Origin of the sequence: Nodularia chucula CCY0103 (assembly GCF_963923915.1) — a bacterium.
Lineage (GTDB): Bacteria > Cyanobacteriota > Cyanobacteriia > Cyanobacteriales > Nostocaceae > Nodularia > Nodularia chucula.
The window spans coordinates 1-14,641 of sequence record NZ_CAWUOL010000115.1; the positions used below are offsets into that span (position 1 = coordinate 1).

Annotated in this window: 19 protein-coding genes; 16 read left to right on the forward strand and 3 right to left on the reverse strand. The window is 38.5% G+C overall.

Annotated features, from left to right (window positions below; translation table 11 throughout):
• Window positions 1–140 precede the first annotated feature (140 nt).
• The 7 genes from ACM0OP_RS21615 (at window position 141) to ACM0OP_RS21645 (ending at window position 7,005) form a co-directional block, all read left to right on the forward strand.
• Window positions 141–839 (forward strand): 3'-5' exonuclease, encoded by a 699-nt coding sequence (locus ACM0OP_RS21615; RefSeq protein ID WP_414530470.1) that lies wholly within the window; start codon window positions 141–143, stop codon window positions 837–839.
• A 93-nt stretch (window positions 840–932) separates the two neighbouring features.
• Window positions 933–1,355, forward strand: a complete 423-nt coding sequence (locus ACM0OP_RS21620) for an EVE domain-containing protein (RefSeq protein WP_414530471.1) — start codon at window positions 933–935, stop codon at window positions 1,353–1,355.
• A gap of 83 nt (window positions 1,356–1,438) precedes the next feature.
• Window positions 1,439–1,885, forward strand: coding sequence for a peptidoglycan-binding domain-containing protein (locus ACM0OP_RS21625; RefSeq protein WP_414530472.1), 447 nt, complete (start codon window positions 1,439–1,441; stop codon window positions 1,883–1,885).
• A gap of 72 nt (window positions 1,886–1,957) precedes the next feature.
• Window positions 1,958–3,787, forward strand: a complete 1,830-nt coding sequence (locus ACM0OP_RS21630; protein ID WP_414530473.1) for a GUN4 domain-containing protein — start codon at window positions 1,958–1,960, stop codon at window positions 3,785–3,787.
• Window positions 3,788–3,912: 125 nt separating this feature from the next.
• Window positions 3,913–4,227, forward strand: a complete 315-nt coding sequence (locus tag ACM0OP_RS21635) for a hypothetical protein (protein WP_414530474.1) — start codon at window positions 3,913–3,915, stop codon at window positions 4,225–4,227.
• A gap of 228 nt (window positions 4,228–4,455) precedes the next feature.
• A complete protein-coding gene (locus ACM0OP_RS21640; protein ID WP_414530475.1) occupies window positions 4,456–5,004 on the forward strand; it encodes a GNAT family N-acetyltransferase in 549 nt (182 codons plus the stop codon).
• 183 nt (window positions 5,005–5,187) lie between these two features.
• Complete coding sequence (locus ACM0OP_RS21645; RefSeq protein ID WP_414530488.1) at window positions 5,188–7,005, forward strand: DEAD/DEAH box helicase; 1,818 nt, start codon at window positions 5,188–5,190, stop codon at window positions 7,003–7,005.
• A 7-nt stretch (window positions 7,006–7,012) separates the two neighbouring features.
• On the opposite strand, the gene ACM0OP_RS21650 is transcribed toward ACM0OP_RS21645, so the two are convergent.
• Window positions 7,013–7,375 carry a VOC family protein gene (locus ACM0OP_RS21650; RefSeq protein WP_414530476.1) on the reverse strand — a complete coding sequence of 121 codons (363 nt, stop codon included), beginning with the start codon at window positions 7,373–7,375 and terminating at the stop codon, window positions 7,013–7,015.
• A gap of 344 nt (window positions 7,376–7,719) precedes the next feature.
• Between ACM0OP_RS21650 and ACM0OP_RS21655 the strand changes: the two genes are divergently transcribed.
• From ACM0OP_RS21655 to ACM0OP_RS21665, 3 genes are all read left to right on the forward strand, one after another.
• Entirely contained in the window at window positions 7,720–7,971 is a 252-nt protein-coding gene (locus ACM0OP_RS21655; protein ID WP_414530477.1) for a hypothetical protein, read from the forward strand.
• 54 nt (window positions 7,972–8,025) lie between these two features.
• Window positions 8,026–8,505 (forward strand): hypothetical protein, encoded by a 480-nt coding sequence (locus tag ACM0OP_RS21660; protein WP_414530478.1) that lies wholly within the window; start codon window positions 8,026–8,028, stop codon window positions 8,503–8,505.
• A 261-nt stretch (window positions 8,506–8,766) separates the two neighbouring features.
• Complete coding sequence (locus ACM0OP_RS21665; RefSeq protein ID WP_414530479.1) at window positions 8,767–9,186, forward strand: hypothetical protein; 420 nt, start codon at window positions 8,767–8,769, stop codon at window positions 9,184–9,186.
• Window positions 9,187–9,212: 26 nt separating this feature from the next.
• Here ACM0OP_RS21665 and ACM0OP_RS21670 read toward each other — a convergent pair whose 3' ends face one another.
• Together ACM0OP_RS21670 and ACM0OP_RS21675 are read right to left on the reverse strand one after the other, a co-directional pair.
• Window positions 9,213–10,376 (reverse strand): HNH endonuclease domain-containing protein, encoded by a 1,164-nt coding sequence (locus ACM0OP_RS21670; RefSeq protein ID WP_414530480.1) that lies wholly within the window; start codon window positions 10,374–10,376, stop codon window positions 9,213–9,215.
• Window positions 10,377–10,379: 3 nt separating this feature from the next.
• Entirely contained in the window at window positions 10,380–10,838 is a 459-nt protein-coding gene (locus ACM0OP_RS21675) for a hypothetical protein (protein ID WP_414530481.1), read from the reverse strand.
• Window positions 10,839–11,088: 250 nt separating this feature from the next.
• Here ACM0OP_RS21675 and ACM0OP_RS21680 point away from each other — a divergent pair, with 250 nt between their 5' ends.
• The 6 genes from ACM0OP_RS21680 (at window position 11,089) to ACM0OP_RS21705 (ending at window position 14,550) form a co-directional block, all read left to right on the forward strand.
• Complete coding sequence (locus tag ACM0OP_RS21680; protein ID WP_414530482.1) at window positions 11,089–12,039, forward strand: HNH endonuclease; 951 nt, start codon at window positions 11,089–11,091, stop codon at window positions 12,037–12,039.
• Window positions 12,040–12,120: 81 nt separating this feature from the next.
• The gene (locus tag ACM0OP_RS21685) at window positions 12,121–12,342 is read left to right on the forward strand and encodes a hypothetical protein (RefSeq protein WP_414530483.1); all 222 of its coding nucleotides are present in this window, start codon (window positions 12,121–12,123) and stop codon (window positions 12,340–12,342) included.
• Window positions 12,314–13,213, forward strand: a complete 900-nt coding sequence (locus ACM0OP_RS21690; protein ID WP_414530484.1) for a hypothetical protein — start codon at window positions 12,314–12,316, stop codon at window positions 13,211–13,213. The genes ACM0OP_RS21685 and ACM0OP_RS21690 overlap by 29 nt, the downstream gene beginning before the upstream one ends.
• Window positions 13,210–13,704, forward strand: a complete 495-nt coding sequence (locus tag ACM0OP_RS21695; RefSeq protein ID WP_414530485.1) for a DUF262 domain-containing protein — start codon at window positions 13,210–13,212, stop codon at window positions 13,702–13,704. Before ACM0OP_RS21690 ends, ACM0OP_RS21695 begins: the two co-directional genes overlap by 4 nt.
• A 41-nt stretch (window positions 13,705–13,745) precedes the next feature.
• Complete coding sequence (locus tag ACM0OP_RS21700; RefSeq protein ID WP_414530486.1) at window positions 13,746–14,216, forward strand: hypothetical protein; 471 nt, start codon at window positions 13,746–13,748, stop codon at window positions 14,214–14,216.
• Between the two features lie 4 nt (window positions 14,217–14,220).
• The gene (locus ACM0OP_RS21705; protein WP_414530487.1) at window positions 14,221–14,550 is read left to right on the forward strand and encodes a hypothetical protein; all 330 of its coding nucleotides are present in this window, start codon (window positions 14,221–14,223) and stop codon (window positions 14,548–14,550) included.
• The last annotated feature ends 91 nt before the right edge of the window (window positions 14,551–14,641 follow it).

The window sequence follows — 14,641 nt, forward strand, 5'->3', positions numbered from 1 at the left end:
TAAAACTACTATACCTGAATATGTAAAGTTTTGTAACGAGATTCAACATTTCTGCGGTTGAAGCTGTTGCTGGTTCTGGCAAAACTTCCTCAATTCGGGGGTTAATTGCTGCATTACCCGCCACAAATAAAATAGCAATCATGGCATTCAATCGTCATATAGCAGACAAGCTCAAAAATGATCCAGTAATTCCCAGTGGTCGAGTTACTATCAACACTGCTCATGGATTTGGATATTCTTTATTAATAAGTTATTTTCAAGGTAATAAACTTGATATCTCAGAAAATAAATATAATCAAATTGCTAAAGAGGTGTCAGCAAAAATTATTAATTCTCGCAGTGAATATGAACATGATCACAAAATTTTAACTATTGAAAATCTAGCAAACAAGTGGGTAGTTCCACCACCATTTTTTGATGAATTATCTCACCAAGGCAAGGCAGAAATTAAACAGTTCACTCGGATCATTCGAGAAATTTCACAATACGCGATGAGAACTTTAACGCCTTTAAATGTAGATGATATCTATAAAATGATTGAATATTTTGGTTTGGAAACCCCAGCCAATCAAAGCACACTATTTTGGGGAATAAAAGGAGATGAAGCAGAAGTAGTGTGGCTTTTAGGCTCAAATTTACTACCATTTACCTATAAATGTACCCAAGAATGGCAAACAGAACAAGAAATGAACTTAACTTATGTTGCTTTGACTAGGGCTAAAAAATCATTGTATTTAGTTCATTATTCTTATAAGGGTTCTAAGAATGAGTTAAACCATTTATTGTTGGATTCATTAGGGGGACTAGAATTACCAGATTCAGATACGCAGTTATCTTGATAAACCCATAATTTCTAAATTAAACAGCAACCCCAACAGTATGCGATCGCCCCACCTCATCCCCAGCAAATTCTTATTCTTAAAGGAAATTTCATGACTTACTGGCTATTTCAGGGCAACCCCAAATATTACCGCATCATAGACGGTATCCGCGACTTTGAGCAGATGCCCTGGCTTGTCACACGTTATGCCAAAGAAATTAGCCCTGGGGATGGGGTGCTGATTTGGAAAGCTGGGGATAAGGCGGGAGTATATGCGATCGCAGAAATTATCGAGTCACCCAAGATTATTACTAACCTCCCTGATATCGGCTACTGGATAGATACCAGCCGCATTGATGTTAAACCTTGGGCTAAGATTCGCTTTACCAGCAAGTTGATAGAAAAGCCACTGCTAAGGGAAGACCTCAAGCTTGACCCTGTGCTGAAAACTCTGATGGTGATTCGTCAGCCGAACTGCACAAACTACAAGGTGACACAAGAGGAATGGCAGCGTGTACATGAATTGAGAACTTAATACCCGATTCTTAGATGAAATAAAGTCAAGGGGAAATAGAGCGATCGCTATTCCCAAAACTCCCAAACTTATTATAAGAAACCATGAAACTAAAACGATTATTCTTAACCGCAGTGATAACCACAGCTTGTATTGTCAGCACTAACCTAGAAGCCAAAGCAGGTTATTCCAAATGTAAATCTGTCACAAAAGAAGCTCCAACTCCCTATTGTTTTAAGCGTGGTAATTCTGGAGAATTAATTAAAATTTTGGTCGAAGATTTAAAAAAAGCTGGTTATTACAAAGGTCAAAGTACAACTGTTTTTAACTCTGAAGTAGAACAATCTGTAATTAAGTTTCAGAAAGATTACCGCACCATTAAAGGTAGTGAATTTATGCCAGTTCTAGCAGTAGATGGAATAGTTGGGGAAAATACTTTAGTACGTCTTTGCCAAGCTGTAGGACGTGGCTGTGGTCCTAACGATGAATGGGTTTGTTATACAGGTTCACCAGTCTTGGTGTCTGATTGCTTAGATAAGTACAAAGAATAACATTTACAGACAATTTCTAGAAATCAACAAATGAGGGAATAATCAATGAAATTAGAATGCTTACCTCCAGCAATGCGATCGCTGTTTATTTTAGGATTCAGTTTAGCTACTGTAGCAGCTAATCAATTATCGGTATTAGCCCAAACTCGACAACCAACAAATGCTGAAATTAACAGATTACGTCAAGAACTTCAAGAATCAATCAGGTATGGTCAAAATAATAGTATTGCTGCTAGTTATGTTGAGGATAGACGTACTCAAGCAGAAAAAAATGAGAGAGAATCATTTGTACGTGCTTGGTCAAAAATTGAACCACAATTAGCACCTTTTATGGGTGCATGGCGTGGTTACGAAAGTGGTAGATATATTTACCCTTCAAACACCAAAGGACGCGTTTGTGTGGTTGTACAAGAAGGAGGTACAGGTACATTAAATACAGGTGTATTATTTAATGGAGTGATTAGAAAAAATAATGGAGGTTTGCTATTTAAAGAAGGAAATTTCTTAGGAGCAGCATTACTAGAGAAAGGCAGATTTGTCCGCAATTATGATATTCCTTTCCATCATGCCAGACCTCTGCAACCACTAACAAAAATGCTTGATTCTTTATACGATGCCTCACCATCACAAAAAAATCAACTCGCTCAACAATTTAAAGCTGCTGGTTGTACTACTTCAGTTGCAAGTTTAAACTCCCAAAATATTAGTAACAATAATTCATCTACTGACGATACTACTGCTATTCTCAATTTAGTAAAAGGTTGGGGTGCAGTTGGAGATATATCTATTATTAATAACTATGCTATTTTAAGTTATTTTTATGGACAAAATGGTGGAAACGTCACCTTTAGACGTACTACAGGGAAATGGAATATCATTGATGGTGGAAGGAACCAAGGTAATTGTCAAGATATTAATTGCTTAGTTAATAAGGGAGTACCTCGTGATGTTGCTACTCAATTATTGAATTACTTGGAAAACTCAAATGTTAGACAGACGCGTGAAATAAATGCATTTCGACAAGATTGGGCTAAAAAAAATAAAACTATCGCACCTTTTTTGGGATATTGGAAAAATCAGAGATGGCCTGATACTAAAGAACTTACCATTTCTTTTTGGCCTTCTTCTGTAGCTAATAAACTTTGTGTAATTGGCATATCTGAAAATGATCAATATGTAAAAACTGGTATAGTTTCTGGTAAAGATATTAGAATTGAAAACCAGACATTGACGCTATTTCAAAATAATGACAATTTTGGAGATTTTATTAGTGACTCAAATCAGAAATATTATTTAATCAATCCATCTAAACTTAATACATGGTACTTCAACACAGCGACCAAGCAAAAGTTACGCGATGCTGGCTGTACTGATTCAATTAACACTTTAAATCCCCAAAATACTAGTAATAATAATTCATCTTTAGCTGTTCCTCAAGCAGAACCTTCTATTGTTTCTAGCTCTACACCTGTAATGTTTCAAAAATTAGAAACTTTACTACAAGCAGGAAAATGGAAAGATGCAGATTTAGAAACTTGGGAATTGATGAAAAAAGTAACTAAACGAGAAAAGGAAGGAGAGTTAACAAAGGAAGATTATCAAAATTTTCCGAGAAAAGAATTGCAAATCATGGATCAATTATGGTTGAAATATAGCAATGGTAAATTTGGTTTCTCTGTACAAAAACAAATTTGGCTTGAGTTAGGAGGCAAATATAATGGACAACATTATGATTATGGTACTTTTCTAAAACTAGTTGAGCGCGTGGGTTGGAGACGAAATAGAACCAATCTATCCTACGATGATTTCACTTTTAGTACAAATGCACCACGTGGACATCTGCCGACCGGGGAGTTGGCTAGTGGGCGAGGTCAGACGGGTCTACTCTTCTCTAGACTTTAATCCATAAGCGTTTCACAAGATTGTAAATATTTCTTATTAAAGAATATATGGCATCACCGTCCATTGAGAATTGAGCAAGTCAAAATTCCTATTCCTTAATTCATAAAGGGGCAATGCAGTATCTTATGCAACAAATACCAGAGCAAACCCTGCTACAAATTGAACATCACTTTCATGAACTTATGAGAAAACGCGCCGGGGATTTAATTGACAGTCAAAACCTAGAACTTCCCAAATTAGCCCCTATCGCTAACTCTGAACAAGAGAAACATTGGTTTTCAATTCCCGGAATGTATGGCGGGTTTAGTTATTGGTTGGAACTCCAAGAAACCCAAGTCACATTGATTACTGAGAGTTGGTGCAGAGTTGTAGAAGGTTCAGGTCAAAGACACAAAATCACAGACCAAGGCATTGAATTGTTGGAAAAGGGGTTTGTATGACTCCTTTAAAAGCTGTTGAATTTAATGCTGTCTACTGCTAGTTGCGTTAAATTCTCCTGGACAGTAACAATCCTACCAATTAAGACCGTGACCAATTGGAAGCGATCGCCCTATACTCTTGTCACCATTGCTCCCATTTTTAAATTAAGAATAAGCGTAAGTGCAGCCGATTTTAGGTATTGCTTTTACCAAATCTTAGAATTGGTAAATTAAGTAAATTTCAGTAAAATGTCACTTGTTAAAATAACTACTTACTATCTAGAAATGCTTAATCCTGAACAACTCTGTTCAGTTCCACCAGGGGACTATCCATTGAGAATTGAGCAAGTCAAAATTCCTTCACCAGAATTTAACCGCTTTTTTTATAGAAGTGTAGGTGGTGATTGGTATTGGGTTGATCGTTTAAATTGGAATTATGAACACTGGTTAACTTATCTTGAACGCCCAGAATTAGAAACTTGGGTAGCTTACTGTTCTGGGACACCGTTTGGTTATCTAGAACTGGAATTACAGCCCAATAATAATGTAGAAATTGTTTACTTTGGTATTCTTAAACAATTTATTGGTAAGCGATTGGGTGGACATTTACTTAGTGTAGGTGTAGAAAGAGCATGGGCAATGGGCGCAAAGCGTTTATGGTTGCGTACTTGTAGTTTAGATAGCCCTCACGCTTTAACTAACTATCAATCACGAGGATTTCAAATTTACAAAACAGAAGTACACACTCGTGATATGCCAGATAATCCCTTGGGTCCTTGGTTGGGTGCATATAATTAAGCCTTCTCCAAACCTCTTTCTGAAATGGGGAATTGATCCCTGAATCCCTATTCCTTAATTCATAAAAGAGCAATACAGTATCAGAAATAAGCTAAATATAGTGATCGCTCATGTTATCCCCTATGAATTATTGTAATTACGATGGCCACACTAATTCCTTCATTTAATAGTTGCTCAATGAGGATGACCCCTGGCGAGAGGAGGTTAGCGCAGCGCATGGAGGAAAAACTAGATGATGATTACTTACTGTGGTATGACGTGCCAGTGGGGAAAAAGCAGTTGCACCCCGATTTCATAGTGCTGCACCCCAGCCGGGGCTTATTTATTCTAGAAGTCAAAGACTGGAAACTAGAGACTATTCAAAATATCAACCCTTCCACAGTCACTATAATTACTGAGAACGGGGTGAAAGAAGTTAAGCACCCATTACAACAAGCCAGAGATTATGCTCTAGCAATCAACAAGGTTTTAGAAAAAGACCCCGCCCTGGTGCAGCCAGAAGGTAACTATCAAGGTAAGCTGGTCATTCCTTATGGTTACGGTGTGGTTTTCCCCAACATTACCCGCAAAGCATTCAACGAAAGTGAACTACCAGCAGTGTTTGAGGAACATTTAGTTATTTGCAAAGATGAGATGTTACCTAGCACAGATGCCGGAGAATTTCAGCAACGACTTTGGGATTTATCAGCATATCAATTTGGCAAGACACTCACCAGTAGCCAAATTGATAGAATCCGGTGGCATATCTTCCCCGACTTACGCATTACTGCCAAACAGTTATCTTTATTTGATGTAGACGACACCACCCAAAAACCACCGCAGCTGCAAATTCCAGATATTCTGCAAATCATGGACTTGCAACAGGAACAATTAGCCCGCAGTTTAGGTGATGGACATCGGGTAATTCATGGTGTAGCGGGTTCAGGTAAAACCATGATTTTAGGTTTTCGTTGTCAACATCTTACACAAGTCAGCAATAAACCCATTTTGGTACTGTGCTTTAACGTCTCCCTTGCTGCCAAACTCCGCCAAATGATTCAAGACCCGAACAAAATCAGTCGGGTCAAAGTTCGACATTTTCATGGGTGGTGTATGGAGCTACTCAAGAAATACAACATTCCCAGACCTGATTCTAGAGAGTATCAAGGTGAAGTTTATATAGAAGAACTGGTAAACCGAGTAATTAAAGCCGTTGATGCCAAATTAATCCCGGCTGGCACTTATGGCGCGGTGATGCTAGATGAAGGCCACGACTTTAAACCAGAGTGGTTAAAGTTGATTGCACAAATGGTCAATCCTGAAACTAACTCATTACTCATCTTGTATGACGATGCCCAAAATCTCTACGGTGAAAAACGCGACAAGAAATTTAGCTTTAAAAGCGTAGGCATCCAAGCGCAGGGACGCACTACTATACTAAAACTCAATTACCGCAATACAGAACAGGTGTTAGGGGTAGCCTATGAATTTGCAAAGGAAGTGATGACACCCACCACCGGGGATGATGACCAAGTGGTATTGGTGCAACCTACCAGTGCAGGTCGTCAAGGAGCAATGCCAGATTTAATTAAACTCCCCAGTTTTCAGCATGAGGTAGATTACCTCGCCCAACGAGTGCAACAGTTACATGAGCGTGGTACAGCCTGGAACGAAATAGCCATAATTTATCGCCTGAGATTTATGGGCGATCGCATCTACCAAGACTTCCAAAAAATGCAAATCCCCATTGAGTGGGTAAATGCCGATAGTGACAGCCGCAACTATCACCCTGATGAAGAAAGTATCAAACTTATAACTATGCACTCATCCAAAGGGTTAGAGTTTCCGGTGGTTTGCATCCCTGGTGTTGGCTATCTGCCTAATCAAAACCAAGTTTTAGCAGATGAGGCACGTTTAATGTATGTCGCCATGACGCGGGCAATGGAGCAACTGATTCTGAGTTGCGATCGCTCATCCGAATTTACCCGCCGTCTTGAGAAAGCTTTGTGTACGGTAAGTTGATTTTCGCCTAATCACAGGTCAACAGTTCCAAGTTATGGCCATTTGGGTCGTAGAAATAAAAACCACGACCTCCTTTTCTATGGTTAATTTCACCTTGATTGTGGTGCATAGGGTCGCTACTATATTCAAGTTCAGCTTGTTTGATTCTGGCAAAGATAGTATCAAATTCTGCATCGCTAACCTGAAAAGCATAATGATGAGACTCAAATGTTTCTCTATCATCAAAATCCAATGTGAGTGTGTCATTAACTCGCACAGCAGCAAAGTGACCAGCAACTTCGACTTTTAAACCAAAAATTTGGGCAAAAAACTGTGCTGATGCTTCTTTATCATGGGCAGGAACTATAGTGTGATTTAAAGAGATTGTCATAAACCAAAATGGTTTCTAGGTTTAACTCTAGAATGCCTTGTAAAATTTGGTTTTGCACTCCTCATTGTGATAGTGTTTGTGCATTCTAGCAGGCAAGCATTCACCGCAGACATTACACTATCTGACCCTCTACTTCTTCCAAGGTAACTTTGTCCCCATTTCAGTTAATGCCGAGAACACTAGATACATAATCAGCAGACCAGCACTGATAACAAAAATTACAATGTCGTTATTCATAACCACTAGAGGCTGAGGAGCAAGAAAATTACTTGAGAAACTGCTGGATACAGCAGTAATGATTATCTTATAATCCAAACATTACCCTTACTACTATGGTGTTTGCAATGGAATTTATTGATATTGATATTGATATATCTATACCTCCTACCATTTATAGAACCGACAACCCCGCTCACTACGGGAAATTGGCAATTGACTTTATGCCTGAAACTTCCCCCACAATCGCCAGCTTTGATAATTTGCAACAAGTGAAAGAATGGTTAGTGAATAAGTTTGGAGAGGAACAGTACCAACAATGGTTTCCATCGGGATTAGCAGAAAACTTACCTGACAGTCAAGTTAGTTATGTTAACTGACAACTTCATATTATTTCAAATCGTTCGAGTTTAGCTAATATCGCTGTTAACACTATGTCTGGCAAAGGATTTGGGCAACGCCAACCTACAAAAATCGATAAACTTGTAAAATCTGCTGTGCATTCGTGCCACAAGCGACACCCAGAAGCATTAGACAAAATTTTTGACAATCTGCCTGTAAAGCTCAATGAACGGGTGTTAAAAAGTACATTAACAGCTTTAGCACAAGATATTGATAGCCTCAGTTGGTTGTGTGGTTACTTTGCCTCTGAAATTAACAGCACTTCAGACAACGATAAACCCTACCATCCCATCACGTTATTATCCAAACTTTTGATAAAATGTGGAATGCAGCCATTTGTTGATTTTATGCCCTACACTGGCTGCCGAATTTCTATACTCAACCACGATAAATTTGAAGCATTACCGATTAGAGTAAAAGCAGCAGTCAGAGAAGCCTTTAATGTAGTAGAAACCAGTGGAGAAGAGGCACAAAGGATAAACGAGGCGTTACTACAAGAGTTGGAAGTTTAATAAATGAAAAAGTGATCAACTATAAAACAGATGCGATTAGGCTTTGATATAACTTTCCTATCACCAGTTTAGTAAGCTGAGTTGATATGTTTTCATATAAGCTAGAAATAACAAAAATTTTATATTGTATTCGTAACATTTATCTTAATGGATTTGCTAAAATATAATATCCTGCAATTTAATTAATCGCATAATCGCAAAATACAATATTTTACTTTTAATTAATCTTGCGGAAATCAAGCTTGACAATTTAACAAAACAATGGAAACCAAGCAAAACTATTTTGTTATCTTTGACACCATAGAGGGAGCATACTTACCCCTCAATCCTAGTAACAACGGTTTATTAACTTACTCTACCCAAAAGCAAGCCCGTGACGCTTTTGAGTTGAACTATAAAGAGTGTCATCAACAAGCTTCAACAACTTGGTCTACTAGTGCAACATTGCATTGGATGAACCTAAAACCATTCGTGGTAGCTCTCAACGCCAGCTTAACTCCAATGGAAGTGTTGACCACCCTTTCCAACTCTAGCACTCCAGACAACAAGGTGTATTCTCTGTCAAGTGTTGCTGTGCGTTCTATTAAAGGAGTGAAAGTTGACCTAGAAACTTGCCGCAATTATGAGGTTTCACAAGTAGAGTTGATTAATTCTAAGTGGTGGCAAGAAGAATCTGCTTAATTCACCATAGTTATCAATATTTATGATCAAAACCGAGCTAAGTTCCGAGATTCAGCAAAAGTCTCGATCAGGTCAATAACAGCATCTGATAATAGACTAGGAAAAGAAGTAGTCTTACCAAAGACAGTAGCAAATCTAACAGCCACATCTTCTTGCAGTGCTAGAGAAAGTGGAGCAGATATACTATAATTTCTGTAAGCCAACTCTAAAGAGGGTTGAGCCTGTTGTAATTTTACTTGAGAAGGTAAGCGATCGCGCTTGGTGTGTGAATTAAAATTAGGGTCAGCAGGTACTAAGTTCCAGAGTTCGTTAATAGGGTAGAGAGATACGGGTAAAAGGTGGTCTAAATCGTACCGGATACCATAAGAAATGTGCTTTTGTGTCCACGGGCAAACAAACTCTGTTCCTTCCATTAAGAGTAAATCTACATTGTTGCGTTCCCACGTTAAAGGTCGGCGGTTGTTAGGTCTATCTGTTAGCAGATGATAAATAACACCTCGATGCACTTTTTGGTGATTTTGTTGTTGTACTTTTTCTGTAAACAAACACCATTCATGAATGCAAAGTGCTTCAATCCATAACGACATTTCTTGAAATGTTTGCCATAAATCAGCATTAATTACTAAACATTTATCCTGGGATTTAGTGCCGGGAATTGCTACCACTTGAGTGCTAAGTTCTGCATACTTTAAGGGTTTATCAAATACACTCCAATGTCCAATTCCTGCATATTTAACTGGCTGCTCAATTGCTTTACTAATAGCAGTTAGAGCAGATTGATAGGCTTTCTGTAAAGGTTTTGAGTAGCTTTGATATTTGCGTGGGATTCTCATTTCGTTGATGAGATAAAAACCGTCGCTGGGTTTTGAGGTTCCACCCATACTTAATTCCCATTCACAGCGTAATATCTCTAGTTGAGGGCGAAACGACATATCATTTCGCAATTGACCATCAAGTGTTGCTCGTTGCCCTTGCAAAATGGGTTCGCTTGGTTTGACAAAAGGCCAGTAATAAGCAACCCAAAACTGAGCCAGCACCCGCAAAGGCACAGCTACATCCACACTCTGGTTCCGCAAGTCAGGGAAGCTGAGGACAACATCATTAATGGCACGTAACAAAGCGATTTTGTAGCTTGTTACTTTTGTATCATGCTTGAGAATTGTGCTGATAATGATGCTGCCTGATGACATAATCTATTCTGTTTTCAAGGTACTTAATTGCTGTGCCAAATATTCAACTTGATTTTTGACAAATTCTAAATTTTTATATGATGCAGTATTTTGAAAATTGTAAACAGTTAAGATAAGTGGAAAAATATCTTGACTATGACCACAATCAAACCCTAACCACCAATAATCATCAGTTTTCGGTAATAATTGATGACAAACTGCTCTGGGTTCATCACTTTGGTGAGATGCTTCAGACAATGTAATTTGTCCATGAACTTGAATGAACCTTAATTCATCATCTTCCATATCCTTACCATAATAAGGATGAGTTGGGGGAATACCCACATACCCAGACCAAAATCCTATGTCTTGTCTGACCATTAAACAAGGGAATCCCAGATAAACCCATTCAATTCTGTCAGGTTCTTGTTGCCATTCACCGTCTGCCCATGCAGATTTGTCAATCCAAACTTTTGTTTTCATCGCTACTCTATAATATCGCCATTTTCATCACGTTTAATTTCGACTACGGTAACGTTAAAGCTTTCCCAATCGTGAACTGTAAACCCTGCCTCTGTTTCTTGTGGATATCGTCGTGCCATTTCCTGCCATGCAGCTTCTTCGTTGATTGCCCAAATATAATGCCCCTGACGTTCCCTAAGATCATCTCGACCTGTGCAGTTGTGACTGTATAATGCATTACGTGTACATCTGTATTCTTTCAGGGTCATAGATGATTAAAAACCTTGCCTACTACGTCAATAAGTTCATTAATCTCAGGGTATCTCGTTCTGGTGGTGTTGCACCGAATAAACCCATTTTGTTGCTGTCAATCATTGAGTTGGTGAGCCAGGGGGAGATTAAGCGAAACCAAATTCCTCTCTCTGCTGAACTCATTGCCACATTTCTTAAACTGTGGAGTCATTTAGAACCAGTACGCAAACCTGATATTGGACTGCCTTTTTACCACCTCACAAATGATGGATTTTGGCACTATCAAATGAAACTGGGGTTTGAATCGCTGATTGCTGCCAAAGTAAAAATCAGGACTCCCAGCACCATTAGAGAAACTGTAGAGTACGCTTACCTTGATGAGCAACTGTGGCAGCTGCTGCAAAACGAGAGCAATCGCACTGTACTAACTCACACACTGATTAATTCTTGGTTTAGTGACAAAACCCAAGACATAGAGCAGCTGCTGCAAGTTAACGCCTTTGCTGAACTACAAGACCAGTTGCAACGTTCCGGCGGCAAAGTCTACCAGCCAGAGGAATTAGAAGATGAGCAAGCTGTAATTGTGCGGGATGGTACATTCCGTAAAATCGTTGTTTCAACTTACAACCACACTTGCGCCTTTTGCGGGTTACAGGTACTCGACTCACTCAATCAGAATATTGTAGACGGGTCACACATCAAACCATTTTCCCAGTTCTACGATGACCGCATTGATAACGGGCTATCGCTGTGCAAGAATCATCATTGGGCATTTGACCGCTTTTGGTTCACTATTGATGATGATTACAGTATCATCGTCTCTGACAGCTTACGAGAGGTGTCACCACACGCTAAACCAATGCGCGAATTTATGGGCGATCGCATTATCTTACCCAGTCAGCAGCAGTATTATCCAAGACAAGATTCACTACAATGGCATCGAAAGGAATTTTTGCGGCGTGCTGCATAAATTTAATACTTAAATGAGCGTGCCTTGTCTTACGGTAAAGTAGGATATAACTTACCCTGGTAATCAAAGCGAGTATGTAATATGCCAAAAAAAGCGACTATCAAAACAGAATTAGGCTATTTTCAACGCTACAGCTTAATTGAAAAATTAGTACGACGTTTTGCCAAAATTCATGGCTGGGTAATTGAAGAAAATATAGATATTTTTAATTCTAAAAATCCTCGAGTTCATTTTTTGATAACAATGGCAGAAGCAGCTATTGAAGAAGTGGAAAATGAACTCAAAGTTGCAGAACGTGGTTGAGCAGCAAGCCATGATGAAAAAGCCAAAAAGTTGGTATAAACAAATTGTTATTCGTCCTACCTTGTCTGTAGATGGTTACGAAAGTTATGAAAAGCTTTGCGGTCATGTTGCTGATGTCTACTTTTCAATCAATGAAAAATACATTGAACATCAACTAGCAAGCAATTTTAAAGATTCCAGAAACGTTACTTTTTACACACTTTTCAGAGTAGGCGAAGCTAAATGTCCTGCTTACTGGGTGGGTGAAGATTTATTGACGGCACTGATGCAATCTGATTTAAATGTTGAAGTTGAAAGTTTGCAATGGGCAATGAAAACAGGATTTTTTTTGCTGCCCAATGGTGTAGTTATGTCCCCAGAGAAACGCAGTATTAATGCAATTTTTTGGCATCATGACACAGCTAAAAACTTGCTGTACTGGACAGCAACCGATGGGTCTAGTTACTTCTGCCGCCGATTTAAAACTAACGATAATTTAGGAAAAGTTAGATATACTGATGCTAGTGATTTCAATCCACTGATAGTTGAAGAATTTAACCAATATTTACAAGCAATTTTCTTGCGGCTAATGTTGATTATGGAGTGCCGCCCTGAGCTAGTAGATACAACAAGTGAGGTAGTCAGGGTTAACAAAGGATTTGGTAAAGACCAAGCTCAAGATTTCTACCAGCCGCTTTGGATTGGAAAAGGATATCGACTCAAACGTGAAAGTACGCAAAGCAGTGAAGGCAGTAGTGGTACACATGGTACTAAGAGTGTCCATTGGCGCAGAGGCTTTATACGCAACCAGCCTTACGGAGAAGGTAGACAGCAAAGAAAATTAGTTTGGATTGAGCCAGTTATAGTCATGGGTGGAAAGGAATTATCATGATGACAGATTCACAAATTTATGCCAAATATGCATCCGGTCAAGATAGATTACTTCAAGAACTTGACAGGATAAAGTTACCAGCCTTAGTTGAAAATATCAGGTCAAATCCTAACTACATGACGATTGATAATTATAGTCAGTCTGCTAGAGATTGGGACGATGTGAAAAAGTCAAAATTAATTGAATCTTTCATCATTAATTTCCCTGTAATGCCAATTCTTCTTTACGAGACTTCATATCATACATACAAAGTTATTGATGGCAAACAAAGGTTAAAAGCAATTTTAGATTTTTATAGTAATAAATTAGCGTTAACCGGACTAGAAGTTAAGACAGAAATAAACGGATGTACTTGTGCTACACTTCCGCTTCATGTAGGGAAAATACTGAATAACCATCCTTTGACTTTGATATCTATTATTCCTAAAGGGGATGCTAGTTCTGAAGAAATAGCAAAATTTATAGAGGTTGTTGCCAATCGTCTTAATTAAAGGATATCTCACAACACAATAATTATTTTATCACCTTAAAAATGTACCTCGGATACCGTTGCTACAGCAAAGAAGATAAGCCTTTAGGTTGGTTGTACACATTTAGTTGCGATACTGAATGTGCTTTTATCCATAAAAACTTACATTGGTGCAAGCGATGGAAGACCGAACGAGGTGCAAAAAAATATTTTGATAGGTATAACAGGCGTTGGCAGTTCCAAAGCAAAGGAGGCTATCTCAAAATTGAAGTTATGCCAGATATTGCAGAACCTAAGTCTAGAAAATCACGCTATCAGAAAATATTGGAAGAATGGGGAGATGATGTAGTTGCTCAACCCCAAAAGCCAGATGATACGAAATATCCTACAATGTCATTTAATCCCAAACCTGAACTACTTAAGTGGCTGGAAGATGAACGAGAAACGGATGATAATGGTGAACTAGAAAGCGATGCAGCGCTGTTGAATCGGAAATTAAAAAAACTCAAACAATTAGAAACACAAGGCTTTTAACTCAATGAGTAATAAATTAGAAATTTTACCAGCAATATTAAAAGAGCAAGCAGATTTCATTGACAAAGTTAACACTCGTTGTGAATTTAAACACAAAAGTATACAAAGTCTCCTTTTAGCAAATGGCATACCTTTTGAGAAACAGATTAAATCTCCATTTAAAGGAGAACCAAAATCATGCTTTAAAAACTGCTACCAAGCATTATGGAACTACCCACAACTCAATTATTGTGAAGGCTTTGCTATTAATAGCAATGTTTCTATAGCCGTATCCCATGCTTGGCTAGTCAACAATGATGGAGAAGTAATTGACCCGACTTGGATAAGTAATTGACCCGACTTGGATAAGTAATAATTCTCAAAACACTACTTAGGGTTTGCTGAATAAAGCCAAAAGCCAGAGAAATAAAGAGATTCAGGGTCAG